This is a genomic window from Kitasatospora sp. NPDC057595 (assembly GCF_042800875.1).
Lineage (GTDB): Bacteria > Actinomycetota > Actinomycetes > Streptomycetales > Streptomycetaceae > Kitasatospora.
The window spans coordinates 24,526-48,846 of sequence record NZ_JBHVGL010000030.1; the positions used below are offsets into that span (position 1 = coordinate 24,526).

General features: G+C 74.4%; 24 protein-coding genes. 11 read left to right on the top strand and 13 right to left on the bottom strand.

The features are described 5' to 3' along the window. Position 1: 1 nt before the first annotated feature. Positions 2-1,252, bottom strand: a complete 1,251-nt coding sequence (locus ACFU9E_RS32140; RefSeq protein WP_380715548.1) for a peptidoglycan recognition protein — start codon at positions 1,250-1,252, stop codon at positions 2-4. A 104-nt stretch (positions 1,253-1,356) separates the two neighbouring features. Between ACFU9E_RS32140 and ACFU9E_RS32145 the strand changes: the two genes are divergently transcribed. The 3 genes from ACFU9E_RS32145 to ACFU9E_RS32155 all read left to right on the top strand — a co-directional run bounded on the left by ACFU9E_RS32145 (position 1,357) and on the right by ACFU9E_RS32155 (position 5,390). Continuing rightward, positions 1,357-2,148: a TIGR03089 family protein gene (locus tag ACFU9E_RS32145; protein ID WP_380686469.1), complete on the top strand. Its 792-nt coding sequence runs from the start codon at positions 1,357-1,359 to the stop codon at positions 2,146-2,148. A 36-nt stretch (positions 2,149-2,184) separates the two neighbouring features. Continuing rightward, positions 2,185-3,456 (top strand): LCP family protein, encoded by a 1,272-nt coding sequence (locus ACFU9E_RS32150; protein WP_380686471.1) that lies wholly within the window; start codon positions 2,185-2,187, stop codon positions 3,454-3,456. Positions 3,457-3,704: 248 nt separating this feature from the next. After that, the gene (locus ACFU9E_RS32155) at positions 3,705-5,390 is read left to right on the top strand and encodes an LCP family protein (protein ID WP_380686472.1); all 1,686 of its coding nucleotides are present in this window, start codon (positions 3,705-3,707) and stop codon (positions 5,388-5,390) included. Between the two features lie 25 nt (positions 5,391-5,415). On the opposite strand, the gene ACFU9E_RS32160 is transcribed toward ACFU9E_RS32155, so the two are convergent. Further along, entirely contained in the window at positions 5,416-6,075 is a 660-nt protein-coding gene (locus tag ACFU9E_RS32160; RefSeq protein ID WP_380686473.1) for an acyltransferase, read from the bottom strand. An 86-nt stretch (positions 6,076-6,161) separates the two neighbouring features. Further along, positions 6,162-7,202 carry a glycosyltransferase family 2 protein gene (locus ACFU9E_RS32165; protein ID WP_380686474.1) on the bottom strand — a complete coding sequence of 347 codons (1,041 nt, stop codon included), beginning with the start codon at positions 7,200-7,202 and terminating at the stop codon, positions 6,162-6,164. A 217-nt stretch (positions 7,203-7,419) separates the two neighbouring features. Between ACFU9E_RS32165 and ACFU9E_RS32170 the strand changes: the two genes are divergently transcribed. Continuing rightward, a complete protein-coding gene (locus tag ACFU9E_RS32170) occupies positions 7,420-9,099 on the top strand; it encodes an LCP family protein (protein WP_380686475.1) in 1,680 nt (559 codons plus the stop codon). Positions 9,100-9,219: 120 nt separating this feature from the next. Here the strand turns inward: ACFU9E_RS32170 and ACFU9E_RS32175 are convergent, their stop codons facing one another. From ACFU9E_RS32175 to ACFU9E_RS32190, 4 genes are all read right to left on the bottom strand, one after another. Beyond that, the gene (locus tag ACFU9E_RS32175; protein ID WP_380682495.1) at positions 9,220-11,778 is read right to left on the bottom strand and encodes an ABC transporter permease; all 2,559 of its coding nucleotides are present in this window, start codon (positions 11,776-11,778) and stop codon (positions 9,220-9,222) included. Between the two features lie 22 nt (positions 11,779-11,800). Then, positions 11,801-12,589, bottom strand: coding sequence for an ABC transporter ATP-binding protein (locus ACFU9E_RS32180; RefSeq protein WP_380682494.1), 789 nt, complete (start codon positions 12,587-12,589; stop codon positions 11,801-11,803). A 424-nt stretch (positions 12,590-13,013) separates the two neighbouring features. Further along, entirely contained in the window at positions 13,014-13,568 is a 555-nt protein-coding gene (ssuE, locus tag ACFU9E_RS32185) for an NADPH-dependent FMN reductase (protein ID WP_380682492.1), read from the bottom strand. Between the two features lie 178 nt (positions 13,569-13,746). Further along, complete coding sequence (locus ACFU9E_RS32190; RefSeq protein ID WP_350554585.1) at positions 13,747-13,833, bottom strand: putative leader peptide; 87 nt, start codon at positions 13,831-13,833, stop codon at positions 13,747-13,749. A gap of 228 nt (positions 13,834-14,061) precedes the next feature. Between ACFU9E_RS32190 and ACFU9E_RS32195 the strand changes: the two genes are divergently transcribed. Both ACFU9E_RS32195 and ACFU9E_RS32200 read left to right on the top strand, forming a co-directional pair. Then, positions 14,062-15,438 (top strand): LCP family protein, encoded by a 1,377-nt coding sequence (locus tag ACFU9E_RS32195; RefSeq protein ID WP_380682491.1) that lies wholly within the window; start codon positions 14,062-14,064, stop codon positions 15,436-15,438. Positions 15,439-15,485: 47 nt separating this feature from the next. Next, positions 15,486-15,947, top strand: coding sequence for a hypothetical protein (locus ACFU9E_RS32200; RefSeq protein ID WP_380682490.1), 462 nt, complete (start codon positions 15,486-15,488; stop codon positions 15,945-15,947). Here ACFU9E_RS32200 and ACFU9E_RS32205 read toward each other — a convergent pair. Together ACFU9E_RS32205 and ACFU9E_RS32210 are read right to left on the bottom strand one after the other, a co-directional pair. Next, complete coding sequence (locus ACFU9E_RS32205; RefSeq protein WP_380682489.1) at positions 15,944-16,375, bottom strand: nuclear transport factor 2 family protein; 432 nt, start codon at positions 16,373-16,375, stop codon at positions 15,944-15,946. The two genes, ACFU9E_RS32200 and ACFU9E_RS32205, sit on opposite strands and share 4 nt — an antisense overlap. Beyond that, a complete protein-coding gene (locus ACFU9E_RS32210; protein WP_380682496.1) occupies positions 16,372-17,610 on the bottom strand; it encodes an MFS transporter in 1,239 nt (412 codons plus the stop codon). The genes ACFU9E_RS32205 and ACFU9E_RS32210 overlap by 4 nt, the downstream gene beginning before the upstream one ends. Before the next feature lie 191 nt (positions 17,611-17,801). On the opposite strand from ACFU9E_RS32210, the gene ACFU9E_RS32215 reads away from it, so the two are divergent. After that, positions 17,802-18,428: a TetR family transcriptional regulator gene (locus ACFU9E_RS32215; protein WP_380682488.1), complete on the top strand. Its 627-nt coding sequence runs from the start codon at positions 17,802-17,804 to the stop codon at positions 18,426-18,428. Positions 18,429-18,447: 19 nt separating this feature from the next. Here ACFU9E_RS32215 and ACFU9E_RS32220 read toward each other — a convergent pair whose 3' ends face one another. After that, positions 18,448-19,083, bottom strand: a complete 636-nt coding sequence (locus ACFU9E_RS32220) for a hypothetical protein (RefSeq protein WP_380682487.1) — start codon at positions 19,081-19,083, stop codon at positions 18,448-18,450. Between the two features lie 275 nt (positions 19,084-19,358). Here ACFU9E_RS32220 and ACFU9E_RS32225 point away from each other — a divergent pair, with 275 nt between their 5' ends. After that, a complete protein-coding gene (locus ACFU9E_RS32225; RefSeq protein WP_380682486.1) occupies positions 19,359-19,892 on the top strand; it encodes an NUDIX hydrolase in 534 nt (177 codons plus the stop codon). 51 nt (positions 19,893-19,943) lie between these two features. Here the strand turns inward: ACFU9E_RS32225 and ACFU9E_RS32230 are convergent, their stop codons facing one another. Both ACFU9E_RS32230 and ACFU9E_RS32235 read right to left on the bottom strand, forming a co-directional pair. Then, positions 19,944-20,480 carry a hypothetical protein gene (locus ACFU9E_RS32230; protein WP_380682485.1) on the bottom strand — a complete coding sequence of 179 codons (537 nt, stop codon included), beginning with the start codon at positions 20,478-20,480 and terminating at the stop codon, positions 19,944-19,946. Positions 20,481-20,580: 100 nt separating this feature from the next. Next, complete coding sequence (locus ACFU9E_RS32235) at positions 20,581-20,877, bottom strand: hypothetical protein (protein WP_380682484.1); 297 nt, start codon at positions 20,875-20,877, stop codon at positions 20,581-20,583. A 350-nt stretch (positions 20,878-21,227) separates the two neighbouring features. Here ACFU9E_RS32235 and ACFU9E_RS32240 point away from each other — a divergent pair, with 350 nt between their 5' ends. Continuing rightward, positions 21,228-22,577 (top strand): sensor histidine kinase, encoded by a 1,350-nt coding sequence (locus ACFU9E_RS32240; protein ID WP_380682483.1) that lies wholly within the window; start codon positions 21,228-21,230, stop codon positions 22,575-22,577. Next, the gene (locus ACFU9E_RS32245) at positions 22,541-23,191 is read left to right on the top strand and encodes a LuxR C-terminal-related transcriptional regulator (RefSeq protein WP_380682482.1); all 651 of its coding nucleotides are present in this window, start codon (positions 22,541-22,543) and stop codon (positions 23,189-23,191) included. The genes ACFU9E_RS32240 and ACFU9E_RS32245 overlap by 37 nt, the downstream gene beginning before the upstream one ends. 24 nt (positions 23,192-23,215) lie before the next feature. On the opposite strand, the gene ACFU9E_RS32250 is transcribed toward ACFU9E_RS32245, so the two are convergent. Next, a complete protein-coding gene (locus ACFU9E_RS32250) occupies positions 23,216-23,605 on the bottom strand; it encodes a Dabb family protein (protein ID WP_380682481.1) in 390 nt (129 codons plus the stop codon). A 75-nt stretch (positions 23,606-23,680) separates the two neighbouring features. Between ACFU9E_RS32250 and ACFU9E_RS32255 the strand changes: the two genes are divergently transcribed. Continuing rightward, a complete protein-coding gene (locus ACFU9E_RS32255; protein WP_380682480.1) occupies positions 23,681-24,316 on the top strand; it encodes a TetR/AcrR family transcriptional regulator in 636 nt (211 codons plus the stop codon). The last annotated feature ends 5 nt before the right edge of the window (positions 24,317-24,321 follow it).

Genomic DNA, 24,321 nt, shown 5'->3' on the forward strand with positions numbered 1-24,321 from the left:
GCTACCGCGGGGCGGCGACGCGGCCCTGCAGGCCGGCCGCCGCGCTGCGGATGTCGGGGAGCCTGGCGTAGAGGGCGGCGCCGGGACACTCGGTGCTGACGCCGTCGCGGTGGCCGGAGACGGCGTCGAAGCTGACGGTGGTGCCCGCCGGGTAGAGGCTGCTGCTGGAGCCGGAGACCAGCTTCACCTGGCCGGCCGCGTCCCGTCCGGTGAGGCCGAGCTTCCAGGCGGTGATCCGGGACAGGCCGGTCAGCAGTTCCGCCGGGGGCGCGTCCGAGACGTAGGTGCCGATCGCCGCGACGCCCGCCGTGTCGGTGTTGAAGCCGAGGGTGTGGGCGCCGTGCACCGGCAGGTCGGTGCCGCCGGCCCGGCCCTCGTAGACGGTGCCGCAGCGGTCGACCAGGAAGTTGTAGCCGATGTCCCGCCAGCCGTTGCTCTGCACGTGGTACAGGTAGATCGACCGGATCACCCGGGGTGCGTCGGAGCACTCGTACGCGGTGGCGGTGGCGGTGTGGTGGATGAAGACCGCCCGGACCTGGCCGGTGTAGACGAAGCCGGGCTCGCGGATGGACTCGTCGGCGCCCCAGCCGGCCCGGGTGACGATCTCGGGGCGCGGGGCCTGGTTGCCGGCGGCCCGTCGGCCGCCGGCGTCCGGTTCGGCGGGCGTGCTCCGGGCGGCGGAGGACTCGGCGCCGCGGCCCGGGTCGACCAGTTCGACCCGCAGGCCGGGCGGTGGTCCGGCCGGACCGGCGGTCACCTCGACGGCGACGCCGTCGCTGGGGCCGGTCCACAGCGGGGCGGTGCCGGCGCGCCTGGCTCGGCCGGCTGCGGCCGGGGTGTCCGGCCCCTCGTCGCCGTCGACGTCCAGCCGCTGCCAGCCGCGCCAGGCGCCGGTGGCCGCGTCCCGGGTGCGGACCCGGACGGCGGCGCCGTCGAGCGCGCTCGACGGACCGTCCCAGGTGACCCCGAGCAGTTCGAACCGCCCGGTGCGGCGCGGTGCCAGCGTGCGGGCGGCGGCCGCCGGGAGCGAGCCGGAGCCGGCGAGCCGGTGCGGGGCGGTCAGCGGGATCGAGCTGACGGTGCCGCCGCCCGCCGAACTCCGCTGTCCGGCCTGCGGCGAGGGGCCCGCGGATAACGGGCCGGATTCCGCGGCGGCCGGGGACAGCGGCAGCACGGCCGCGCAGACGGCGAGCAGGGCGGTGGGGACGACGACGGTCGGGCGGCCGCGGAGGGCCGGAAGAAAGTTGCGCATAAACCGGATGTTCACGGGATTTCGACCCGCGCGCCACGCCACCCGGCGCTGCTTCCGCCACCCCTCCCGGACGTCCACCCGAAGGCCGTAGGCTGGGGCGCACCATGACTTCGCCTTTCGCTGCCGATGCCCGCACCCCCGTCGAGCTGCTGCACGCTTTCCTGCGAGGTGGCACTCCCTCAGTCGACCCCGCCGCCCCGCTGGTCACCTTCTACGACGACGCCAGTGGCGAACGCGTCGAGCTCTCCGCCCGGACCTTCGACAACTGGGTGGCCAAGACCGCCAACCTGCTCCAGGACGAGCTCAACGCCGGCCCGGGCGACCGCGCCGCGCTGCTCCTCCCGGCCCACTGGCAGAGCGCCGTCTGGCTGCTCGCCTGCTGGTCGGTCGGGGTGACGGCGGTTCCGGGCGGTGACCCGGCCGCCGCCGACCTGGTGGTCAGCGGCCCGGACGGTCTGGAGGCCGCCCAGGCCTGCGAGGGCGAGCGGGTGGCGCTCGCGCTGCGGCCGCTCGGCGGGCGGTTCCCCCAGCGCCCGGACGGCTTCCTGGACTACGCGGCCGAGGTGCCCGGCCAGGGCGACCGGTTCGCCCCGTACTCCCCCGTCGCCCCGGACGCCCCGGCGCTGGAGACCTCGGTCGACGGCCTGCCCCTGAAGCTGACCGGGGAGCAGAGCGTCCAGCTGGCCCGGGAGGGCGCGGCCCGGCTCGGTGTCGGTCCGGGCGACCGGGTGCTGTCCACCCTCTCCTACGACGACTGGGCGGGCCTGGAGGCCGGTCTGCTGGCGCCGCTGGCGGCCGGCGCGTCGGTGGTGCTCTGCCGCAACTCGGACGGCCTGGACGCCGACCAGTGGGAGAAGCGGGTGGAATCCGAACGGGTGACACTGCGCCTCGGGTAACCCCCGGCCCCGGCCGGGCGGGTAGGGATCCCTGCCATGGCCGAGGACGACACCGAGCACCCCCCGACCGGACGCCCCCCGACCGAGGAGGCCGGCGCCGCGGCACCGGAAGCCGTCCCCGAGGCTTCCGCCCGCCGGCGCCGGCGCCGCCGGTGGCTGGTCGTCACGGCCGGCGCGCTCGCGTTCGTGCTGCTCGCCGGCGGCACGCTGCTCTGGATCGCGTACCGCAAGCTCGACGGCAACATCCGCACCGACTCCACCACCGACCAGCTGCTGGCCCGGCTGGAGGCCGAGCGCCCCAGCCGGACCGCCGGGGCCCACGGCGCGGAGAACCTGCTGCTGATCGGCAGCGACGACCGCACCGGCGCCAACGCCTCCTACGGCGCGGCGGGCGGCCAGCGCTCGGACACCACGATCCTGCTCCACCTGGCGGCCGACCGGCGGCGCGCGACCGCCGTCTCCATCCCGCGCGACGTCATGGTGAGCGTCCCCGCCTGCGAGAAGCCGGACGGCACCCGCAGCCGGGCCACCCTGATGCAGTTCAACGCGGCCTTCGAGACCGGTGGTCCGGCCTGCTCGATCCGGACCGTCGAGCAGCTCAGCGGCATCCGGATCGACCACTACGTGATCGTCGACTTCGCCGGGTTCAAGCGGATGGTGGACGCCGTGGACGGGGTCGAGGTGTGCGTCCCGCAGCCGATCCACGACAAGGACGCCAAGCTGGACCTGCCGGCCGGGCGGCAGACCCTGCACGGCGAGCAGGCGCTCGGCTACGTCCGGGCGCGGGAGACCCTCGGCGACGGCAGCGACACCCAGCGGATGGGGCGTCAGCAGCAGTTCCTGGCGGCGCTGATCCGCAAGGTGCAGTCGCAGGACGTGCTGCTCAATCCGACCAAGCTGTGGCCGGTGCTGGACGCGGCGACCTCGTCGGTGCGGGCCGACGGCGGGCTGTCCTCGCTGGGCGCGCTGTACGACCTGACCCAGGACCTGCGGGAGATCCCGTCGGCGGACGTCACCTTCCTGACGGCGCCGCGGCAGCCGTACCGGTTCGACTCGGACCGGGACGAGTTCGTGCAGCCGCAGACCACGCAGCTGTTCGCGGCGCTGCGGGACGACCGGCCGGTGGAGGTGCGGCCGCCGGGGTCGGGGCCCTCGCCGACGGTCCGGGCGGCGCCGGCGGCGAGTCCGTCGGCCGGCCCGTCGGCGGCTCCGTCGGCGGCTCCGTCGGCGGCTCCGTCACCGAGCGTGAGCACTCCGCCGTCGTTCGAGGGGCGGACCGCCGACGTGGACGCGTGCGCGATGCACTGACCCGTACCGGTACGGCTCATCTGCTCATCGGATCACCATTCCGTACACGGACCATGATCTTGAAGGGCTCTCCCCGGAAATTCCCAGCACCCGATTTCACCTGGGGAAATGACGCGGTGAATCACGTCCCGGGTGATGGCGGAGATCACATCCGGAACAATCCCCCCACCCGGCTCGTCTAGGGTGTCCGAGTCGGTCGCGCAATTCGCGCACCGTCCCGTGAACCGGTCGGAGGGAGGGGAACACCCGTGCAGCAGGACACCCAGGGCGTCACGCCGGACGCGGAGCGGCCCCCGTCCGACCCCGCCCACGGCATCCCCGTCCAGCGCCGGGGCAGCGCGGCCGAGCCCGCGGCACCCGTGCCCGCGCCGGTACCCGCACCCGCCGCCGCACCCCCGGCCGGCGGCGGCCGGGGCGCCCACCGCCGGGCGCGCACGGCCCGGCGCAACCGCCGCCGACGGCTGCTGAAGTGGACCGGCGGCCTCGGCGCGTTCGCCCTGGTGGCCGGCTGCGGCGGCGCGTACTACGCGTACCAGCACCTCAACAACAACATCACCGCCGTCAAGGTGCAGCTGGGCGACGAGGCGGAGCGGCCCAAGCCGGCCGGCGACGCCATGAACATCCTGGTGATCGGCACCGACAGCCGGGAGGGCCTGGGCCGCTCGTACGGTGACGAGGGCAGCGCCGGGCACGCCGACACCACCCTGCTGTTCCACGTCGCCAAGGACCGCACCAACGCGACCGTGCTCAGCATCCCGCGCGACCTCATGGTGCCCGTCCCGGACTGCCGGACGCCGGACGGGAAGACCATCCCCGGTGCGTCGCGCACGATGTTCAACAACAGCCTCGGCCAGGAGGGCCGCGATCCGGGCTGCACCTGGAAGACCGTCGAGAAGATGACCGGGATCCGGGTCGACCACTTCGTGATGGTCAACTTCGATGCCGTGAAGACGCTCTCCACCGCCGTCGGCGGCGTCGAGGTGTGCGCGGCCAAGGACATCAACGACCCGGACTCGCACCTGAAGATGAGCAAGGGCCGGCACGTCGTCCAGGGCGACGAGGCGCTCGCCTTCGTCCGTACCCGGCACGCCGTCGGGCAGGGCGGCGACCTCACCCGGATCCCGCTGCAGCAGCAGTTCATCAGCTCGATGATCCGCTCGGTCAAGAGCAGCGACACCCTGACCAACCCGGCCAAGCTGTGGAAGCTGGCGGACGCCTCCACCAAGGCGCTCACCGTCGACTCCGGGATCGACAGCGTCGACAAGCTGAAGGACCTCGCGCTGGACGTCAGCAAGGTCGACACCGGGAACATCACCTTCGCCACCGTGCCGGTGCTGGACGACCCGACGGACGAGAACCGGCTGGTGCTCAAGCAGCCGGACGCCGGGCAGCTGTTCTCGATGGTCGGGGGCGACCGGTCGCTGACCGGGGCGGCGGACCCGGCCGCCCCGCAGACCGCGGCCGCCACCGCCCCGGCTGCCGCGGCTCCGGCCGCCAATGCTCCGGCCACCGCTCCGGCCACCCCCGAGGCGGCGCCGTCCGCGGCCGCTCCGGTGGTGGACACGAAGCAGCTGCGGGTGACGGTGCGCAACGGCAGCGGGACGCCCGGGCAGGCGCAGCAGGCCGTCGACCGGCTCCAGGCGAAGGGCTACGCCCGGGCCGCGACCTCCGCCAACGCGCCCGTCGCGGCGGCCACCACCGTCTCCCACCCGGCCGGCAGGGCCGCCGAGGCGGCGGCGCTGGCCGGTGCGCTGGGCCTGCCCGCCGACGCGGTCAAGGCGGACCCGAAGCTGACCGCCAAGGACGGGCTGGTGCTGGTGCTGGGCAAGGACGCGCCGGCCGCCGCGGCGGCGACCCCGAGCGCTCCGGCGACCGAGGCGCCCAAGGACCTCCAGCGGGTCCAGGCCGACGACACCGACGTCTGCGCCAAGTAGTCCGTCTGCGCCGAGCGGCCGAACGTCAGGACGGCTCCGCCGGGGCCAGCAGGCCGTCGGACTCCCGGTACTCCTCGCCGGTGCGCGGGCAGCGCCAGCGGTGCTCGCCGGCCGGCTCCAGCGGCTCGCCGGCCCGGCCGACCCACTTGATCCGGCGGGCCGGTACGCCGGCCACCAGGGCGAAGTCCGGGACGTCCCGGTGCACCACCGCGCCGGCCGCGACCAGGGCCCAGCGGCCCACCGTCACCCCGGCGACCAGGACGGCCCGGCCGCCGATCGAGCAGCCCTGGCGGAGCGTCACCCCGCGGGCGTGCCAGTCGTCGCCGCGCTTGAGGCGGCCGTCGACGTCCACCGAGCGCGGGTAGAGGTCGTTGGTGAGCACCGCGGCCGGGCCGACGAACACGCCGTCCTCCAGCACCGCGGGCTCGTAGACCAGCGCGTGGTTCTGCAGCTTGACCCGGTCGCCGATGCGCACGCCGGGGCCGACGTAGGCGCCGCGGCCGATGACGCACTCCGCGCCGATCACCGCGTCCTCGCGGACCTGGGCGAGGTGCCAGACGGTCGTCCCGGCGCCGAGCACCGCGCGCCCGTCGACGTCGGCGGTCGGCTCGACCCGGGCCCCGGCACCCGCGGAAGCGGCGGCGGGCCCCGCAACGGCGGCGGACCCGCCCTCAACTGTCCCCATGGCGCCCGACGATAGCGCCGGGGGCGGGAACGGGAGAGCGGGTCCGCGGGATTGGCCGATTGGTGCCCGGGAGGGGCCGCCGGGGGTCAGCCGCGTTCGACGACCACGTCGGCGGCGGACGGGGAGCGGCTGCCGATCACCTTGCGGGCCAGCGAGCGCGGCGAGGTGAGGAAGCCGAAGCCCCAGCTGAGGTGCATGGTCGCGAAGGCCACCGGCAGCAGCGCCTTCGCCTTGAGCGACAGGCCGCGGCCCTCGGCCAGCGCGCCGCCGTTGATGCCGAGCACATAGGCCCCGGGCGCGGCCAGGAAGGCCGGGTGGACGGCCACGCCGAGCACCAGCCCGAGGGTGACGCCGAGGAAGGCGGCCGGGGGCGCGAGGTAGCGCAGGTTGACCGAGCCCCGGTGGTACCGGGTGACCACCCGGCGCCAGCGGCCGTAGTCCTTGTACTGCTTGGCGAGCGCCTTGACGCTGGGCCGGGGGCGGTAGGTGACGCGCAGCTGCGGGGTGAACCAGACCAGGCCGCCGTCCTGCCGGATGCGGTAGTTGAGCTCCCAGTCCTGGGCGCGGACGAACTCCTCGTTGTAGCCGCCGAGGCGCTCCAGCACCTCGCGCCGGAACACCCCGAGGTAGACGGTGTCCGCCGGGCCGGCCAGGCCGCCGGTGTGGAAGGCGGCGTTGCCGACGCCTATCTTGGAGGTCATCGCGACCGCGACCGCGTTCTCCCACTCGGTCTCGCCCTCGGCGTGCATGATGCCGCCGACGTTGGCGGCCTCCATCTCGCAGAGCAGCCTGACCGCCGTGGTGATGTAGCCCGGGGTCAGCAGGCCGTGACCGTCGACCCGTACCACTATCGGGTGACTGGAGCCCCGGATCGCGGCGTTCAGCCCTGCGGGGGTACGCCCGGTGGGGTTCTCCACGGTCCGCACCCTGCGGTCCTCGGCGACGAGTTCGGCGGCGATCTGCGCGGTGCGGTCGGTGGACGGACCGAGGGCGATCACCACCTCCATCGGCCCGGCGTACTCCTGTTCCAGGATGTGCCGGACGGCCGTACGCAGGTGTCGTTCCTCGTTGAGCACCGGCATGATCACGGAGACCGCCGGCAGCTCCTCAGCAGCCTTGGTGTTCATCGGGGCCAACCGTACCGGTGTGGGCGGGGTGTCGTCTTGTCCCGGTCTGGGCGCTGAGCCCGGCCCGGAGCGACCGTATGCGAAGGATTGCCGACGGAACGTTCCAGCGTCGCCGGAGAGCGCCAGGAGGAACGTTTCACCGATCGGGGCCCACCGTACTCCCCGGGCCCGGCGCGCCCTCACCCGGCCCGGCCGGGACGCCCCTACCATCCGAGAGATGCCCGTCTCCCCCCTCTCCGCCGCGCGGCCCGGAGGCCCGGCCGGCGCCTCGCCGTCACGGCCCGGATCCTCGACCGGACGGCTGCGCCGCTGGCTCCGGCGGCTGGCCGCTTGTGTCGCCCTCGGCATCCTCGCCACCTCGGGCGGCGGCTGGGCGGTGCTGCACGGCATCGGGTCGATCGACCGGGTCGACGCCTTCAGCGGCGACCGGGCCCGCCCGGCCGACGACAGCGCCAGCACCTTCCTGGTGGTCGGCACCGACGAGCGCGAGGGCATCCCGGAGGAGACGCTGAAGAGCGTGCTGCACGCCGGGGGCGAGTCCTGCCACTGCACCGACACGATGATGATCGTCCGGCTCGCCGGGGACGGCTCCCGGGCCAGTGTGATCAGCATTCCGCGCGACTCCTATGTCGACATCCCCGCCCACCGGGACCCGGCGACGCGCAAGGACGTCCCGGCCGGCAAGGGGAAGATCAACGCGGCGTACGGGCTGGGCGGGCCGCAGCTGGCCGTGGCCACCGTCGAGCAGAACACCGGGCTGCGGATCGACCACTACCTCCAGGTGAACTTCACCGGGTTCGTCGCCGCCGTGGACGCGGTCGGCGGGGTCCGGGTCTGCACCGCCAAGCCGCTCAAGGACGAGTACTCGGGCCTGGACCTGCCGGCCGGCACCAGCACCCTGGACGGCGCGGGGGCGCTCAAGTACGTGCGCGCGCGGCACGTGGACGGCAGCTCCGACCTGGGGCGGATGCACCGGCAGCAGAAGTTCGTCGCCGAGCTGCTGCACGAGGTGACCAGCAGCGGCACCCTGCTCAACCCGGTGCGGCTGGCCCGGGTGACGGACAGCCTGCTCGGCTCGGTCAAGGCCGACAAGGGGCTCGCGGCCGACGACCTGATCACCCTGGGGACCCGGATGAAGGACCTGACGGCCGGGCGGGCCGACTTCGTGACCGTGCCGCTGGCCTCGGTGGACCATCCGGTCGCCGGGTGGGGGTCGACGGTGCTCTGGGACGAGGAGCGGGCGCGGGAGCTGTTCGACGCCGTCCGGGAGGGACGGCCGCTGACGGGCGGGGCGGGGCCGGACGGGCCGGGGGGCTCGGGGGGTTCGGGGAGCTCGGGGGGTTCGGGGAACTCGGGGGCGGATCCTGCGGCGGGTGCGGGTGCGGGTGCGGGTTCGGCGGGTTCGGTGGGTGCGGCGGCTGCCGTCGCGCCGGAGCAGGTGCACGTCCAGGTGTTCAACGCGGCGGGCACCGCGGGGCTGGGCGCCCGGGTGGACACCGAGCTGCGGCGGGCGGGGTTCGCCACCACGGGGGTGCCGTCCAACGCCCCGGCCGGCACCGCGCCCGGGCGGACGGTGATCCGGTACGACCCGCGCTGGGCGGAGTCGGCGTGGACGCTGGCGGGCGCGGTGCCGGAGGCCGAGCTGACCCCGGTGCCCGGGCTGGGGATGGTCCTCCAGCTGTACGCGGGCACTGACCACCCGGCGGCGGCCACGCCCACGGCGCTCCCCACCCCGCTCCCCGCTCCCCCGCCCGCCCCGCTGCTCACGGGGTCGGGCGCGGCACCGTCCGGCCCGTCCGGCCCGGCGGGCGAGGCGCACCCGGCCGCATCCGGGAGCGAGCCGGGGGCGGCGGAGACGACCGGCGCCGAGCGGGCGAGCGACATCATCTGCCCATGAGTCGGCCGGCTCACGTGCAACGGCGAGGGGCAGGGTGCGCACGGCACCCTGCCCCTCCCCCTGTTTCCCCCGTCCCCCCGGTGGCGACCCCCGGTCCCCCGATCCGGGGGTCGCCACCGGTCAGTCCGTCGCGATCGCCGCGAGGACGTTCATCCGCCCGGCCCGGAAGGCCGGGATGAGGGCGGCCAGCAGGCCGATGCCCACCGAGACCGCCAGCGTGAGCAGGATCGTGGCGACCGGGACGGAGAGCGACTCCAGACCCTGCGTCCGCAGCACCCGCTGACCGGTGACGCCCCAGGCCAGGCCGAGCACGGTGCCGAGCACCGCGCCGAACAGGGCGATCACCATCGACTCCAGGCGGATCATCCGGCGCAGCTGGCGGCGGGAGAGCCCGATCGCCCGCAGCAGGCCGATCTCGCGGGTCCGCTCGACCACCGAGAGCGCCAGGGTGTTGACCACGCCGAGCACCGCGACCACGATCGCCAGGAAGAGCAGCCCGAGGATCATGTTGAGCAGACCGTTGATCTGGTCCTGGACGAGTTCCTTGTAGCCGGCCTGGTCACGGACATTGGCCTGCGGGTACTCCTTGAGCGAGTCCTCCAGGGCGGTGAGCGTCCTGGCGACGTCCGCCCCGGCGGCGGCCTTGCCGAAGAGCACGGCGTCCACCGGCAGGTCCGCGGCCGGCACCGCCTCGGCGACGGCGTCGAGCGAGGCGAAGGTGTTGCCGTCGAAGAGCGAGTTGCCCTTGGTCATGATGACGCCGACCGGCAGCGACTGGACCCGGCCCTGGCCGTAGTCGATCGTGATGCTGTCGCCGACCTTGAGGCCGCGGTCCTTGGCGAAGTCCTCGCCGACCGCCAGCGACCCCTGCTTGAGGGAGTCGGCGCTGCCCTCCTTCACCGGCAGCCGGAAGTCCTCGGTGAACCGCGCGGAGACCGCCGAGACGCCCTGCTCCGAGGTCTTGCCGTCGGGGGTGGTGAAGTGCGCGGGCAGGGACTTCTGCTCGATGACGTGGTCGATGCCCGAGGTCCCGCGGACGGCGTCGACGATCTCCGGGGAGACGCCGTTGCGGCCGGCCTGGACGATGTAGTCGGCGCCCACCGAACGGTCGAGCTGCTCATTGGTGGACTTGATCATCGAGGAGGTGAAGACCGAGGCACCGATCACCAGCGCCAGTCCGATCATCAGCGCGGCCGCGGTGGCGCCGGTGCGGCGCGGGTTGCGCATCGCGTTGCGCTGGGCGAGCGTGCCGGACGGGCCGAACACGGTGGGCAGCAGGGCGCCGAGCACCCGCACCACGGTGGTGGCCAGCAGCGGGCCGAGCACCACGAAGCCGACCAGGGTGAACAGCACGCCCAGCCCGAAGTACCGGCCGCCGGTGATCATCTTCTCCGCGCCGGAGGCCAGCACCAGCAGACCGCCGCCACCCGCCGTCAGCACCAGGCCGATGACCGCCCGGACGGTGTTGGAGCGGGCCTCGGCCGGGGTGCCGTGGTCGCGCAGCGCGGCGATCGGCGCGATCCGGCCGGCCCGGCGGGCCGGTATCCAGGCCGCGAGCACGGTGATCACGATGCCCACCGCGTACCCGGCGACGAAGACGTCCGTGCCGACCTTCAGGTCCCCGGCGTCGAGGTGCATGCCGGCCGCGTTCATCAGCTGGATCAGCCCGACCGCCAGGCCGAGGCCGGCGCCGATGCCCATGGTGGACCCGAGGGTGCCCAGGAGCAGCGCCTCCACCAGCACCGAGCGGTTGACCTGCCGGCGGCTGCCGCCGACGGCGCGCAGCAGCCCGATCTCCCGGGTGCGCTGGGCGACCAGCATCGAGAAGGTGTTGATGATCAGGAAGCCGCCGACCAGCAGCGAGATGCCGGCGAAGCCGAGCATCGCGTACTTCATGAAGTCCAGGAAGGAGCCGACGCTGTCGCTGTTCTCCGCCTTCTGCTCGGCGGCCGTCTTGGCCTGGACGCCGGCGCCGAGCCCGGCCAGCGCGGCGGACTTGAGCTGCTCGTCGGAGCGGCTGCCGTCGCCGAACGCCTCGACCGAGGTGTAGGCGGTCTGCCCGAGCAGCACGCTCTGCGCGGTCTCGGTGGACAGGAAGGCCAGCGCCGCACCGGGGTTGGTGGTCTTGAAGGTGGCGATGCCGACGATGGTGAAGTCGTGCTTGTCGGCGGTGATCACGCGCAGCCTGCCGCCCAGGCCGAGCTTGGCCTTCTTGGCGGTGTCCGCGTCGATGACGACCTGGTCGGCGCCCTGCGGGGCGTGGCCGGAGGTGATCTCGACCGCGTTGCGCGGGGTGTCCGCCCAGTTGCCGACGATCGTCGGGGCGCCGGAGGTCGGGCCCACCGCCTTGTTGGTGGCCGCGTCGGCCAGGGTGGCGTTCTGCACCGACACCTGGCCGATCGCCGACTTCACGCCGGGGATCGCGGCGACCTTCCGGACGCTGTCGACGGGTACGGTCAGCGTCTTGCCGCGCGGATCGAAGCCGAACTCCGGCTTGGCGGGCCCGACCGAGAGGTCGGAGGCGGTCGACGCGAAGAGCTTGTCGAAGGTGCTGGTCGCGGTGTTGGAGAACACCAGCGTCCCGGACACGAACGCGACCGACAGCACGACCGCGATCAGCGAGAGCAGCATCCGCCCCTTGTGGGCGAGGAAGCTCCGCAGTGACGTCTTGAGCAGCATGATCCTGTCCGCCCCTGCCCGCTCAGCTGGTGCGCTTGCCGTCGAAACGGCGCATGCGTTCGAGGACGGAGTCGGCCGTCGGGGCGTGCATCTCGTCGACGATCACGCCGTCGGCGAGGAACAGCACGCGGTCCGCGTAGCCGGCGGCGACCGGGTCGTGGGTGACCATCACGATGGTCTGGCCCAGCTCGTCGACGCTGCGGCGCAGGAAGGAGAGCACCTCGGCGCCGGAGCGGGAGTCGAGGTTCCCGGTGGGCTCGTCGCCGAAGATGATCTCGGGCCGGGCGGCCAGTGCCCGGGCCACCGCGACGCGCTGCTGCTGGCCGCCGGAGAGCTGGGTCGGACGGTGCTTCAGCCGGCCGGAGAGGCCGACCGTCTCCACCACCCGGTCCAGCCAGGCCTGGTCGGGCTTGCGGCCCGCGATGTCCATCGGGAGCGTGATGTTCTCCAGGGCGTTCAGCGTCGGCAGGAGGTTGAAGGCCTGGAAGATGAAGCCGATCTTGTCCCGGCGCAGTCGGGTGAGCTGCTTGTCCTTCAGACCGGTGATCTCGGTGTCACCGATCCAGATCCGCCCCTGGGTCACCGTGTCCAGCCCGGCCAGGCAGTGCATCAGGGTCGACTTGCCGGAGCCCGAGGGGCCCATGATCGCGGTGAAGCGGCCGCGCTGGATGTCGACGTCGACCGCGTCCAGGGCGGTGACCCTGGTCTCGCCGGAGCCGTAGGACTTGGTCACCTGACGAGCCGAGGCGGCGACGGCGGCGGCACCGCCGGGGAGCTGGGGGTCGTACACGGCTGCTGCTGCCGTCGTCACTGTCGTCTCCTAAGAAGTGGGCCCACCCGTTGCCCCCAGCCTCGTCCGTTCCACCCGTCCGGCGACATCGCGCAGGGGATAGTTTTCGACCGGGAGTTAGCTACACCCTGCCGGTGCACCGGGGGCCCGGACCCGATCGCGCCGGGTCCGCCTCGGACCGGCGGGGATGTGATCCACGTTAGGAGCCGGGCGCTCGCGCCTCGTCATCCGACGGTAGGAAGCGGCCCAACCGGAGTTGTACGGGGTGCCGGCCCCCTCCCCCTAGGGGTCGGCCGGGGCCCGGTCAGGGTCCGCCCGTAGGGAGGCCCGCCGGGGCGAAGGCCCTGCTGGGGCGAGGGACCCGCCGACGCCGGGGCCCCGCCCGGCGGGTCGCCGGACGGGGCCTGGGGGTGCGGGGGCCGGCGCGCCGGGCGCCGGCCGGGCGTCAGGAGGCCAGGGCCGGGGCGGCCCGGCGCTCCAGGGCGGCCGCGAACCCGTCCACGACGGGGCGCAGCAGCACGTCGGTCTCGCGCTCGATCACGGTGGTGCCGTCCTCCCGGACGGTGATGTGACGGTCCAGCACGAACCAGCCCTGGGTGATGTGGTCGGCCCCCATCGAGCTGAGCACCGGCCGCAGCGCGTAGTCCACCGCCAGCACGTGCGCGGTGGAGCCGCCGGTGGCGAGCGGCAGCACGGCCTTGTCGCGCAGCGCGTACTGCGGCAGCACGTCCAGCAGCGCCTTGAGCAGGCCCGAGTAGGCGGCCTTGTAGACCGGGGTGCCGATCACCACGCCGTCGGCGGCCGCGAAGAGCTCCAGGGCGGCCGCCAGCTCGGGGTGCGACAGGTCGGCGGAGAGCAGCGCGTGCGCGGGCAGGCTGCGCACCTCGAAGGGGACGACGCGGTGGCCGCGCTCCTCAAGCCGCGCGTCGACGAGGCGCAGCAGTCGGGTGGTGCGGGAGGTCGGGGACGGGGAGCCGGAGACGGACAGGACGGTGGCCATGGGGTTCACCTCGGGGAGGAAGCGGGGCGGCGCTTCAACGGCGCGGGGCACTCACCGGGCGCGGGGCGCGCCGGTCGGCGGACGGCGACCGGCGGGGCGACGGGCAGCGGTGAGCGCGCTGCGCGGGCAGCGTCGGGAAGGAAGGAGGAGGAAGGTGGTGGGGTTCGACGGGCGAGCGTCAGCCACAACAGAGCGAACAGGACACACGCAGAAGGTCGACGTGCCGCCGACGCGTGAGGGTCCATCGCTGATCCATGGCAGTCATGCAAACACGCACCGTTCCGGGCGGTCAAGGATCGTCCCGTCAGACGAACACCAGGTGAGACGGATGGTGAGACGGGGGCGCGGGGGACCTGGTCCGGCGGGCGCCGGGAACACACCCGTCGGCACCTTGCCGCGGAACGATCCGGTGCGTGCATCAAAACTGCTACAAGGGCCCTGGTGGGGGCCCCGGGGGGAGTCACCGGTCCCGGCGTCGGGCATCCTCTCCCACATGAACACGTGGCAGGAGGGCCGCCCGGGGGGCGGCGGGAACCCGTACGGCGGCGGCAACGGTGGCGGTGGCCCGGCGTACGGGCAGGGCGGCGGCGCCGAGCGGCCGCTGCCCGCCTCGCTGAACCCGCGCGGGCCGGGCGCCCCGGCGCCCCGGCAGCCCCAGCCGCAGGCGCAGCCGCCCCAGCAGGCGCGGCAGCCGCAGGCGCCCGGGTACGGGCCCCCGCAGGGCCACGGCCCCGGCCCGGGGCGGCCCGGGCAGCCGGGCCAGGCCGGTGCGCGGCCGGGGGTCCCGGGCCAGGGCGCCCCCGGCGGTCCCGGCGGTCCGGGGACGCCCGGCGGTCCGATACCCCCCGGCGGGCCGCAGGCGCCCGCCGCCGCCCGCCCCTCGCGCTGGCCCCGGCGCCGGATCGTCAAGTGGTCGGTCTTCGGCGTGCTGATCGCCCTGATGCTGACCGCCGTCTCCACCTGGTTCTGGGCGGACTCCAAGCTCAACCACGAGGACGTGCTCGGCGACTACCCCGGCCGACCGGCCGCGGGCAAGGGCACCAACTGGCTGATCGTCGGCTCCGACAGCCGCAACGGCCTCTCCGACTCCCAGGAGGAGGACCTGCACACCGGCCACGCGGGCGGCAAGCGCAGCGACTCGATGATGATCCTGCACATCGGGGACAACGGGAACACCCTGATGAGCATCCCGCGCGACTCCTGGGTGCCGATCCCCGAGCACCCCGGCGAGAACGGCAAGCCCGTCAAGTCGACCACCGCGAAGATCAACTCGGCCTTCGCGGCGGGCGGCGGCAAGCTGCTCGCGCAGACCGTGGAGACGAACACCGGCATCCGCATCGACCACTACGCCGAGATCGGCTTCGCCGGCTTCGTGGGCATCGTCGACTCGGTCGGCGGCGTGGACATGTGCATCGAGCAGGACGTCAAGGACAAGGACTCCGGCCTCGACCTCAAGGCCGGCTGCCAGAGCCTCGACGGCACCCAGGCGCTCGCCTTCGTCCGCCAGCGCCACCAGATGGCCGACCAGGACCTCGGCCGGATGCGCAACCAGCAGAAGTTCCTCGGCGCGCTGGCCAAGCAGGCCGCCTCGCCGGCCACCGTGCTCAACCCGTTCACCTTCTACCCGCTGGTCTCCTCCGGCCTCGGCACGCTGATCGTCGACGACGACGCCGGGCTGACCGACCTGGGCTCGCTGTTCCTCGCCATGAAGGACGTCAACGGCGGCAGCGGCAGGAGCATCACGGTGCCGATCGCCAACCCGGACTTCAAGACCAACACCGGGGAGTCGGCGGTGAAGTGGGACACCGCGAAGGCCAAGCAGGTCTTCGACGCCTTCCGCAACGACACCGCCGTGCCGGACGTGAAGTAGCCGCCGACACGCGCGACCGGGCGTGACGGTCCGGCCACAATGGGTGGATGCCACTCGTCACCGCGCTGATCTACCGCCGCCGCCACCGCCTCCTGGGCCGCCTGGTCCAGGAGGCGCTCGCGTTCTACGGGATGGAGGTGCCGGCCGCGGCCGAGATCGGGCCGGGCCTCGTCGTGTTCCACCGGGGCTTCGGGACCGTGCTGCACCCGTACACCACGCTCGGCGCCGGGGTGACGCTGTACAACGGCGTGACCGTCGGACGGGCCGACCCGTGGGTGCCGCAGGAGGAGAGCGCGATGCGGCGGGTGGTGGTGGAGGACGGCGCGGTGCTGTGCGCGGGCGCCAAGGTGGTGTGCAAGGAGGGTGTGCTGACGGTCGGCGCGGGCACCGTCGTGGGCGCCAACGCCGTGCTGACCCGCTCGACGGGGCCGGGCGAGATCTGGGCCGGCGTCCCCGCCCGCCGGGTGGGCCTGCGGGCGGGGTGGCCGGCGGCGGCCGCGACGGCCTAGGCGCCGGGCCGGGCGTCGGGCCGGGTGTCGGTGAGCTGGGTGTCGGTGAGCTGGGCGCGGAAGACCGCGCTGTTGAAGTAGGCCCTGGCCTCGCGGATGAGACCCTCGTCGTCGAGTTCGTAGACGTTGATGCCGGACCAGTTGACCGGGCGGCCGTCCCGGGCGACCGCCGCGCCGCTCCACGCCACCGCGACGCTGCGGCCGACGGTGTGCGCCTCGCGCGGGGTGAGGCCGAGGAACGGGTCGAAGCCGGGGAGGACGGAGGCGATGAACGCGCGGATCGCCTCCCGCCCGACGATCGGCTCGCTGCCGACCGGGTCGTGAAACACGCCGTCGGCGCTGAAGGCGTCCGCCCAGGCGTCGGCGTCGCCCTGCTGGGAGGCGTGGAAGAACCGGAGCACGGCGGGGGGCATGGCGGGGAAGGTCATGACGGGTTTCCTCTCGGACGGGCGGGACTCGCGGGCGGGGCGGACGGTGCGGACGGGGCGGGACTCGCGGACGGGGCGGACCGGACGGAGGGCCGGCGGGCGGGGAGCAGGGCGCGCGCCAGGGCGAGGGCCGCACCGGCCGCCGTCAGCGCGCAGACGCCCGGCCAGCCGGCGGCGCCGTACGCCCTGACGCCGAGCCAGGAACCCGCGCTGCCGCCGAGGAAGGAGCAGGTCATGTACGCCGTGTTGAGCCGGCTGTGGATCTCCGGCGGCAGGGCGAACAGGCGCGCCTGATTGGCGACCTGGTTGGCCTGGACGGCGGCGTCGAGCAGCAGCAGCCCGAGCGCCAGCCCGGCCACGCCCACCGGACCGCCCGCCGAGCCCGCCGTGAGCACGGCCGCCGCCAGGAGGGCGGCGAGCAGGCAGCAGAGGTTCACCCGGTCCGCGCCGTACCGGTCGGCCCGGCGCCCCGCGGCCGGGGCGCAGAACACGGAGGCCGCGCCCAGCAGCGCGAACACGCCGACGGCCTGCGGGCCGTAGCCGTAGCGCGGACCGGTGACGAGCAGCGCGAGGCTGGTCCACACGGCGCTGAAGCCGCCGAACAGGCAGGCCTGGTAGAACGCGGAGCGGCGCAGTCCCGGTTCGGTGCGCAGCAGGCGGACGGTGTCGGCGAGCAGCCGGCGGTAGCCCGGGCGCTCGCGGGCGGGCGCGGGCGGCTCCCCCGGCAGGGCGGCCCGGAGGGCGACGGCGAGCAGGACGGCGAGGCCGGCCGCGACCAGGTAGGGGGCTCGCCAGCCGAGGGCGCCTCCGAGCAGCCCCCCGAAGGTGCGGGCGAGCAGCACCCCGGCGATCAGCCCCGCCTGCAGGACGCCGATCACGGCGCCGCGGCGCGCGCCGTCGACGAGTCCGGCGGCCATCGGGACCAGCAGTTGCGGCACCACGGTGGCGGCGCCGACCACCGCGCTCGCGGCGACCAGCGGTCCGAGCGCCGGGGCGAGTGCGGCGGCGAGCAGCCCGGCCGCGGTCACCGCGAGCAGCACGCTCAGCAGGGGCCGGCGGGGCAGCCGGTCGCCGAGCGGGACGAGCAGGAAGATGCCGGCCGCGTAGCCGAGTTGGGCGGCGGTGGCGATGGTGGCGGCGGCGCCGGGCGGCACGTCGAGGCCGTCGGCGATCAGCGGGGTGAGGGCCTGCGGGAAGTACACGTTGGCGACGGCGACGCCGCAGGCGAGCGCCATGACGAGCGGGGTGCCGCGGCGCAGGGGCGGTGTCGGCGGGGCGGAGCGGTTCACGGTTGCCGTCCTGGGTCGAGGAGCGGAGCACGCATCCGAACGAACCAGTTGGTTCGCTCGGCTCAATAGGATGCTAGGAGCGAGGATCTCTCGACGTCAAGCGAACCGTCCGGTTCAGTCGCCGCTACGATGACGGCATGGCGTACGACGCGAAGGCCACCCAGCAGCGCATCCTCGGCGCGGCGACCGACGAGTTCGCCCGGTACGGCGTCGCCGGCGCGCGGGTGGACCGGATCGCCACCGCCGCACAGGCCAACAAGCGGGCGATCTACGACTACTTCGGCGACAAGGACGGGCTGTTCGCGGCCGTCCTGGAGCAGTTGATGGCCGACCTCGCCGAGGCGGTGCCGCCCGCCCCGGCCGCGGGCGGGGACGCCCCGGCCACGGGAGACGGCGCGGCTGCCGCGGGGGGTCCGGCCGCCGACCTGGGCGCGTACGCCGAGCGGCTGTTCGACTACCACCGCGCCCACCCGCAGGCGCTGCGCCTGCTGATGTGGGAGGCGCTGCAACTGGGCGAGGAGTCCGTCCCCGGCGAGGAGCGGCGCACCCGGCACTACGACGACAAGGTCCGCGCCGCCGCCGCGGCCACCGGCCGCGACGAGGAGCAGGCGCGCACCCTGCTGTTCCTCACCATGGGCCTGGTCGGCTGGAGTCTGGCGATGCCGCAGGTGCGGCGGATGGTCCTCGGCGAGGACGCCTCCCCGGAGCGACTGCGCGGCGCGGTCGCCGACGCCGTCCGCCGCCTCACGAGCCGGAACGGCTAGGGCAACCGTCGCGCGGGGCTCAGTGGGCGACCACGCCCGGGAGGTGGCCGGTGGCGCACTCCGCGTAGCGGTGCACGGGCTCGCCCGGCCAGCCGTCGCCCTCGCCCACGACACCCTCCCGCTCGCCCGCGAAACCGTGGTGGATCACCTGGCCGCCGCGCCCGTCCGACCAGCAGGCGCGGGTCAGATGGACGACGAGGGTGGCCGGGTGCTGCGGCAGGGGGCGCTCCAGGACGAGTTCGCGCAGCCCCGCCCCCGGCGGGAAGGTCACCACGGCCTCGCTGGTCCGCAGCCGTGCCCGGCGCGGCTCGATCTCCACCGCCCAGTACGCCGACACGGTGACCTCCAGCCGCCCGTCGAGGCCGCCGCCGTCCGGCCGGACGTACTCCTCGTCGGGGACCCAGCGCGCGTGGTTGCGGATGTCGTCCGGGCCGAACCATTCCGCCCAGGTGACCCAGTAGCCCGCCACGCGCTTGATCGTCATGTCCTCGCGGACGATCCGGACCGGGATGCGGGTCAGGCTGGCGGGCTCGCTCAGCAGCAGGACGCGGCCGTCCCTGTCGACCCGGAGGTCCCCCTGCGGCTCGAAGGAGAGGACGGTCACCTGCTCGAAGGTCACCTCGCCGTCGTCCTTACGTCGACTGGTCTGCCTCATGAGTGAACCACCTTGCCAGGGAACGGAGTTGAACGACCCACGGCCACCCCCGCGGCGGGCCGGACGCGTCTCGCGCAGCATACGGTGCACGGTCGGTCGCGGCGCGTGATTCCGGCGAATCCCCGCAGACCAGGGGGCGCGCGGCTATTCTGCGCCTGCACATGCCGCCGCGCGCGCCCCTGGCCGCGTCTGCGCGCCCGGGAACACGCCCGCGCGACGGTGTGCCGGGCGGCGGTACGCGTCGGCCGCGCGCCCCACGGAAGGAGCCCACCCCGATGGGCGACGCACACTGGCGGGAGCTCCGCCGGGAGCCGATCCACAGCGCCTACGGCCGCGGCGCCGACCGGGTGACCTTCGAGATGCCCGACGGCCGGGAGGAGGTCTTCCACCTCGCCAACGAGTACGCGGCCGCGGCCGTCGTCGCCCTGACGCCGGACCACCGCATCGTGCTGACCGCGCAGTTCCGGCCCGGCCCGCAGACCGTGCTGTACGAACTGCCGGGCGGCGTGGTGGAGGCGGGCGAGTCACCCGAGGCGGCCGCCGCCCGCGAACTCGCCGAGGAGACCGGCTACCGGGGCGAGGTCTCCCTCGTCACCGCCACCTGGCACGACGCCTACTCCAACGGCGTGCGCTACGCCTGCGTCGCCACCGACTGCACCCCCACCGCCCGTCTCGCGCACGACCGCAACGAGTTCATCGACGTGGTGCTGATGGACCTCGCGGAGTTCCGCGACACCGTGCTGCGCCGCGGCCGGCTCTCCGACGTCGGCCCCGCCTACCTGGGCCTGGACCGCCTCGGCCTGCTGTAGAGCCGGACGGCGCCCTCCGGCCATCGGGCCCCGGGCCCAGGGCCCGCCCGTTCAGTCGCGGGGTGCGGCGAACTCGCGGAGGTACGCGCCGGCGTAGGCGGCCGCCTCCTCGCGGCTGGTGCACGGGGCGGCGCCGGGGGCGGGGGTGCCGCGGGAGCCGTCGGCGGCCTGCGCGGTCCAGGTCCAGTGGCCGGTGGCCAGGTCCTGGGTCAGCTCGGCCTCGCCGTCGAAGAGTTCGAGGAGCACGGGGGCCGCGCCGGCGGACGACGGGCGGGGGACGGCGTCGGGCCACTTCTTGCGGGCGCCCTGACGGGTGATGCCCCAGGCGGCGCCCAACTGCTCGTAGCTCGCGCCGTGCGAGCCGGCGGTGCCGGCGGCGACCGCCGTCAGCCGCTTGACCTCGGCGTCGACCAGCTTCCAGCCGGCGAGCACGGTGAGCGCCACGTCGGCCGGGTCGCCGTCCCACATGCGGTGCTCGGGCTGTCCCGTCGCCCGGGCGCGGAGGGCCGAGGCGAGCGGGTTGAGGGCGTCCAGCAGGGCGGTGGCGAGGGCGGTCTGCTCGTCGGGGGTGATCTCGGGAGTCGGCATTCGACAACTATAGTTAACAATCCAGGTTTTGGTAACTGAAGTTGTCGAACGGGTCGACGCAGGAAGTCGGACGGGCCGACTTCCTGCGCGGCGGCGGGCATCAGCGGATGTAGACGCTCCGGCCGGCGATCGGCGCGTAGGTCTCGCCGGGGGCGAGCACGTGCTCGATCTGCCCCGTGCAGCCCGAACCCGTCCAGACCTGGACGCCCGAGTCGGTCAGGTTGGTCACCGTCGGGCGGACGAAGTCGCCCAGCTGGAGGCACCCGCTCGGGTCCTGGTGCGCGGAACCGTCGATGATCAGCACCCCGTGGGCCGCGTACGCGGTGTTCGGGACCGCGACGGCCAGGGCGGCCGCCGCCAACCAGGCCCCGAGAACGGTGACGGTGCGTCGCTTCATGCGTCCACTCCCCTTCGGCCGGAGCGGGACCGCCCCGTTGCGGCCCCGCCGGTGCGGTTCAAGGTAGTGAGGCGATGACGCGCGGCGACGGAACGACGGGCGCGGCGACACGGACCTGGAACGGGAAGTCGGACGGGCCGACTTCCTGTGCGGCGCCGGCTGTCACACCGGGGCGCCGGGATCCGTCACGCCTTGCGCCGCGACGGTGCGGGGCCCTTGGTGTACCCAGGTACCGGAAGGGGTGTCCCGAGGTCCAGTGATCGGGGTGCGGCCCTGCGGCAGTCTTGGGTGCGCAGGAACGGGACGCGAAGAAGGCGGCCACGAGGCCGGCACGAGGGGGAGGAACGGTCGTGAGCGACGACAACACCGTTACGGGGAACGGGAAGCGGGACACCGGGCGGGGACCGCTGCGGCTGCTCCGCCCGCTGCTCAACGCCTTACGGGCCACGGTGCACAGTGCGGCGCTGGCCGCCTTCGTGGTACCGCAGATCGCCCTGCTCACCGCGGCCTCCTTCGCCGGCGGCCTGATGGGCCTCGGCGTGGGCATCCTGCTGGTGCCGCCGCTCGCCCTGGCGGTCCGCCGGCTGGCCGGGCTGCGGCGCACCCTGGCCGCCCGCTGGTCCGGCACCGAGATCCGCGAGCCCTACCTGCCGCAGCCGGAGGCCGAACCGGGCTTCCGCGGCCTCTGGGCGCGCTCCCGGACGATCCTGACCGACCCGGCCACCTGGCGGGACCTGAGCTGGCTGCTCGTGGACCCGGCCGTCGGCTTCACCCTGCTGCTGCTCCCGCTGACCGTCATCGGCTACGGCGTGCTCGGCGTGCTGTCGCCCTGGATCTGGGAAACCCTCGCGGCCCACGGCGGCGACAACACGTTCCTGTGGGTGCACATCACGGACGCCGACAGCGCCCGGACCGCCGCCCTGCTCGGGCTGCCCGTCGTCCCGGCCGGCCTCGCGCTCGCCCCCGCCGCGCTGCGCGCCCACACCGCGATCGCCAAGGCGCTGCTCGGCCCGACCGCCCACGCCGAGGCACTGGCCGCCCGCCGCAAGGTCGCCCACCTCACCGAGACCCGGCGCGACGCGCTGAACGCCCAGGCCGCCGAACTGCGCCGGATCGAACGGGACCTGCACGACGGCGCGCAGGCCCGGCTGGTGGCCATGGGCATGAACCTGGGCGTCGCCGAGCGGCTGGTCGAACGCGACCCGCAGGCCGCCAAGCAGCTGCTGGCCGAGACCCGCCAGGCCTCCGCGACCGCCCTCGACGAGCTGCGCGACCTGGTTCGCGGCATCCACCCGCCGGTCCTGGCGGACCGCGGACTCGTCGACGCGGTACGGGCGTTGGGCATGAACAGCCCGCTGGACGTGACGGTCTCCGCCGACCTGCCGGGCCGCCCCGAGGCGCCGGTCGAGTCCGCCGTCTACTTCGGCGTCTCGGAAGCCCTGGCCAACGCCGCCAAGCACTCCGGCGCGGCCCGCGTGGACGTCCAACTCTGGTACGCGGACGGCCTGCTGAAGGCCCAGGTCACCGACGACGGGACGGGCGGCGCCGACCCCTCGCGCGGCACCGGACTGCGCGGCCTGGAGCGCCGGCTTGCTACCTTCGACGGACTCCTGGCCGTCCGCAGCCCGCACGGCGGCCCCACCACCCTGACCATGGAGCTGCCGTGCGCGTTGTCCTCGCCGAGGACCTCTTCCTCCTGAGGGACGGCCTGGTCCGGATGCTGCAGGCCTACGACTTCGAGGTCGTGGCCGCGGTGGACACCGGACCGGACCTCCTGCGGGCCCTGCTCACCGAGCGCCCCGACGTGGCGGTGGTCGACGTACGGCTGCCCCCGACGTTCACCGACGAGGGCCTGCGGGCCGCACTGGAGGCGCGACGGCACCTGCCCGGACTGCCGGTGCTGGTGCTCTCCCAGTACGTCGAGCAGCTCTACGCCAAGGAGCTGCTCGCCGACGGGCACGGCGCGATCGGCTACCTGCTGAAGGACCGGGTGTTCGACCCCGACCAGTTCGTGGAGACGGTCCAGCGGGTGGCGGCGGGCGGCACCGCGCTCGACCCGCAGGTGATCGCCGCGCTGGTCGGCAGCACCGGGCACAGGAAGCCGCTGGACCGGCTGACGCCCCGGGAGCGCGAGGTGCTGCAGCTGATGGCGGAGGGGCGCTCCAACGGCGCGATCGCCGAGCGCATGGTGATCACCGAGCGGGCGGTGAAGAAGCACACCACCAACATCTTCCTCAAGCTCGACCTGCCGCCCTCGGAGGAGGACCACCGCCGGGTGCTGGCGGTGCTGGCCTTCCTGGAGGTCGCCTCCTAGAGCCGGGGGGGGCGGCAGGGCGCGCTACGCCGCCAGGAGCGGCGCGAGTTCGGCGGCCCACTCCGGGTACAGGGCGACCTTCTCCTCGTGCAGGGCGAGGATCCGCCCGGCCAGAGCGGGCGTCATGTCGTCGGACAGGTCCGGCCCGATGGCGATCCTGGCGAGGTGGGGCAGGATCTCCGGGTCGCCGGCCAGGTGGACCGGGTCGTGCATGTAGCGCCGCAGGGCCGGCAGGTCGGGGATGCCCACGCAGTAGGCGTGTGTGAAGCCGTCGGGGTCACCGAGGTTCTCGCCGACGGTCGAGAAGACGACGGACTCGACGGAGGCGGTGCGCCGCATCCGGGCGAGCACGTGCTCCCGCTCCTCGTCGGTCGCCGTCTCCTTGAACGCGAAGCGCAGCATGTGAACGATCACGCCGGTCCCACCCCTTCAACTTGAACTGGCTGGTTCAGAAATCTGTTCTTTATGGTTCAGCCCTAGACTGAACCCATGGGTTCAGAAGTGTCAACCGGCAACGGGCGCAGAGCCCGTGGGCGCGACGAGCGGCGGCAGGCGATCGTGGACGGTGCGTTCGCGGTGTTCGCGCGGCGCGGCTACGCGCAGACCTGCGTCCAGGAGGTCGCCCAGGAGGCGGGCGTCGCCAAGCCGACGGTCTACAACCACCTCTCCGACAAGGAGAGCCTGTACCGCGAGGCCGTCGAGTCGGCCGCCGACCGGGTCGGCGCGCGGGGCCTCGCCGTCGTGGACGGACTGCGCGAGGTCGCGGCGGACGCCGACCCGCGCGAGGGGCTGCGGGCCGTGGGCCGCGGTCTGCTGCGGGTCTGCCACGACGAGGACGCGCGCGCTGTCCACCGGCTGGCGGGCGCCGAGACCGCACGGTTCCCGGACCTGCCCGCGAGCGCCCGGGAGCGGACGGCCCTGCGGCTGCGCTCCGCCCTCGCCGACCGCCTGGCCCGCCTGGTCCTCGCCGGGCGCCTGCGCGCGTGCGACCCGGAGACCGCCGCCGAGCACTTCCTCGCCCTGCTCACCGGCCCGCTGGAGTACCGGCCCGACGCCGATCCGGACGCCGTCGCGGAGGCCGCGGTGGAGGTGTTCCTCCGCGCCTACGGGGAGGTGCGGGGGTAGCGGCG

Excerpts from the sequence above, each read along its gene's own strand:
- ACFU9E_RS32175 (WP_380682495.1), bottom strand. The coding sequence starts at position 11,778 with ATGCTGCTCAAGACGTCACTGCGGAGCTTCCTCGCCCACAAGGGGCGG.
- ACFU9E_RS32210 (WP_380682496.1), bottom strand. The coding sequence starts at position 17,610 with ATGGCGCTCGCCTGCGGCGTCGCCGTCGCCAACGTGTACTTCCCGCAG.
- ACFU9E_RS32235 (WP_380682484.1), bottom strand. The coding sequence starts at position 20,877 with ATGAAGCGACGCACCGTCACCGTTCTCGGGGCCTGGTTGGCGGCGGCC.
- ACFU9E_RS32165 (WP_380686474.1), bottom strand. The coding sequence starts at position 7,202 with ATGAACACCAAGGCTGCTGAGGAGCTGCCGGCGGTCTCCGTGATCATG.
- ACFU9E_RS32220 (WP_380682487.1), bottom strand. The coding sequence starts at position 19,083 with ATGAGGCAGACCAGTCGACGTAAGGACGACGGCGAGGTGACCTTCGAG.
- ACFU9E_RS32225 (WP_380682486.1), top strand. The coding sequence starts at position 19,359 with ATGGGCGACGCACACTGGCGGGAGCTCCGCCGGGAGCCGATCCACAGC.
- ACFU9E_RS32160 (WP_380686473.1), bottom strand. The coding sequence starts at position 6,075 with ATGGGGACAGTTGAGGGCGGGTCCGCCGCCGTTGCGGGGCCCGCCGCC.
- ACFU9E_RS32195 (WP_380682491.1), top strand. The coding sequence starts at position 14,062 with ATGAACACGTGGCAGGAGGGCCGCCCGGGGGGCGGCGGGAACCCGTAC.
- ACFU9E_RS32200 (WP_380682490.1), top strand. The coding sequence starts at position 15,486 with ATGCCACTCGTCACCGCGCTGATCTACCGCCGCCGCCACCGCCTCCTG.
- ACFU9E_RS32140 (WP_380715548.1), bottom strand. The coding sequence starts at position 1,252 with ATGCGCAACTTTCTTCCGGCCCTCCGCGGCCGCCCGACCGTCGTCGTC.
- ACFU9E_RS32170 (WP_380686475.1), top strand. The coding sequence starts at position 7,420 with ATGCCCGTCTCCCCCCTCTCCGCCGCGCGGCCCGGAGGCCCGGCCGGC.
- ACFU9E_RS32215 (WP_380682488.1), top strand. The coding sequence starts at position 17,802 with ATGGCGTACGACGCGAAGGCCACCCAGCAGCGCATCCTCGGCGCGGCG.
- ACFU9E_RS32230 (WP_380682485.1), bottom strand. The coding sequence starts at position 20,480 with ATGCCGACTCCCGAGATCACCCCCGACGAGCAGACCGCCCTCGCCACC.
- ssuE (WP_380682492.1), bottom strand. The coding sequence starts at position 13,568 with ATGGCCACCGTCCTGTCCGTCTCCGGCTCCCCGTCCCCGACCTCCCGC.
- ACFU9E_RS32145 (WP_380686469.1), top strand. The coding sequence starts at position 1,357 with ATGACTTCGCCTTTCGCTGCCGATGCCCGCACCCCCGTCGAGCTGCTG.
- ACFU9E_RS32255 (WP_380682480.1), top strand. The coding sequence starts at position 23,681 with ATGGGTTCAGAAGTGTCAACCGGCAACGGGCGCAGAGCCCGTGGGCGC.
- ACFU9E_RS32190 (WP_350554585.1), bottom strand. The coding sequence starts at position 13,833 with ATGACTGCCATGGATCAGCGATGGACCCTCACGCGTCGGCGGCACGTC.
- ACFU9E_RS32150 (WP_380686471.1), top strand. The coding sequence starts at position 2,185 with ATGGCCGAGGACGACACCGAGCACCCCCCGACCGGACGCCCCCCGACC.
- ACFU9E_RS32205 (WP_380682489.1), bottom strand. The coding sequence starts at position 16,375 with ATGACCTTCCCCGCCATGCCCCCCGCCGTGCTCCGGTTCTTCCACGCC.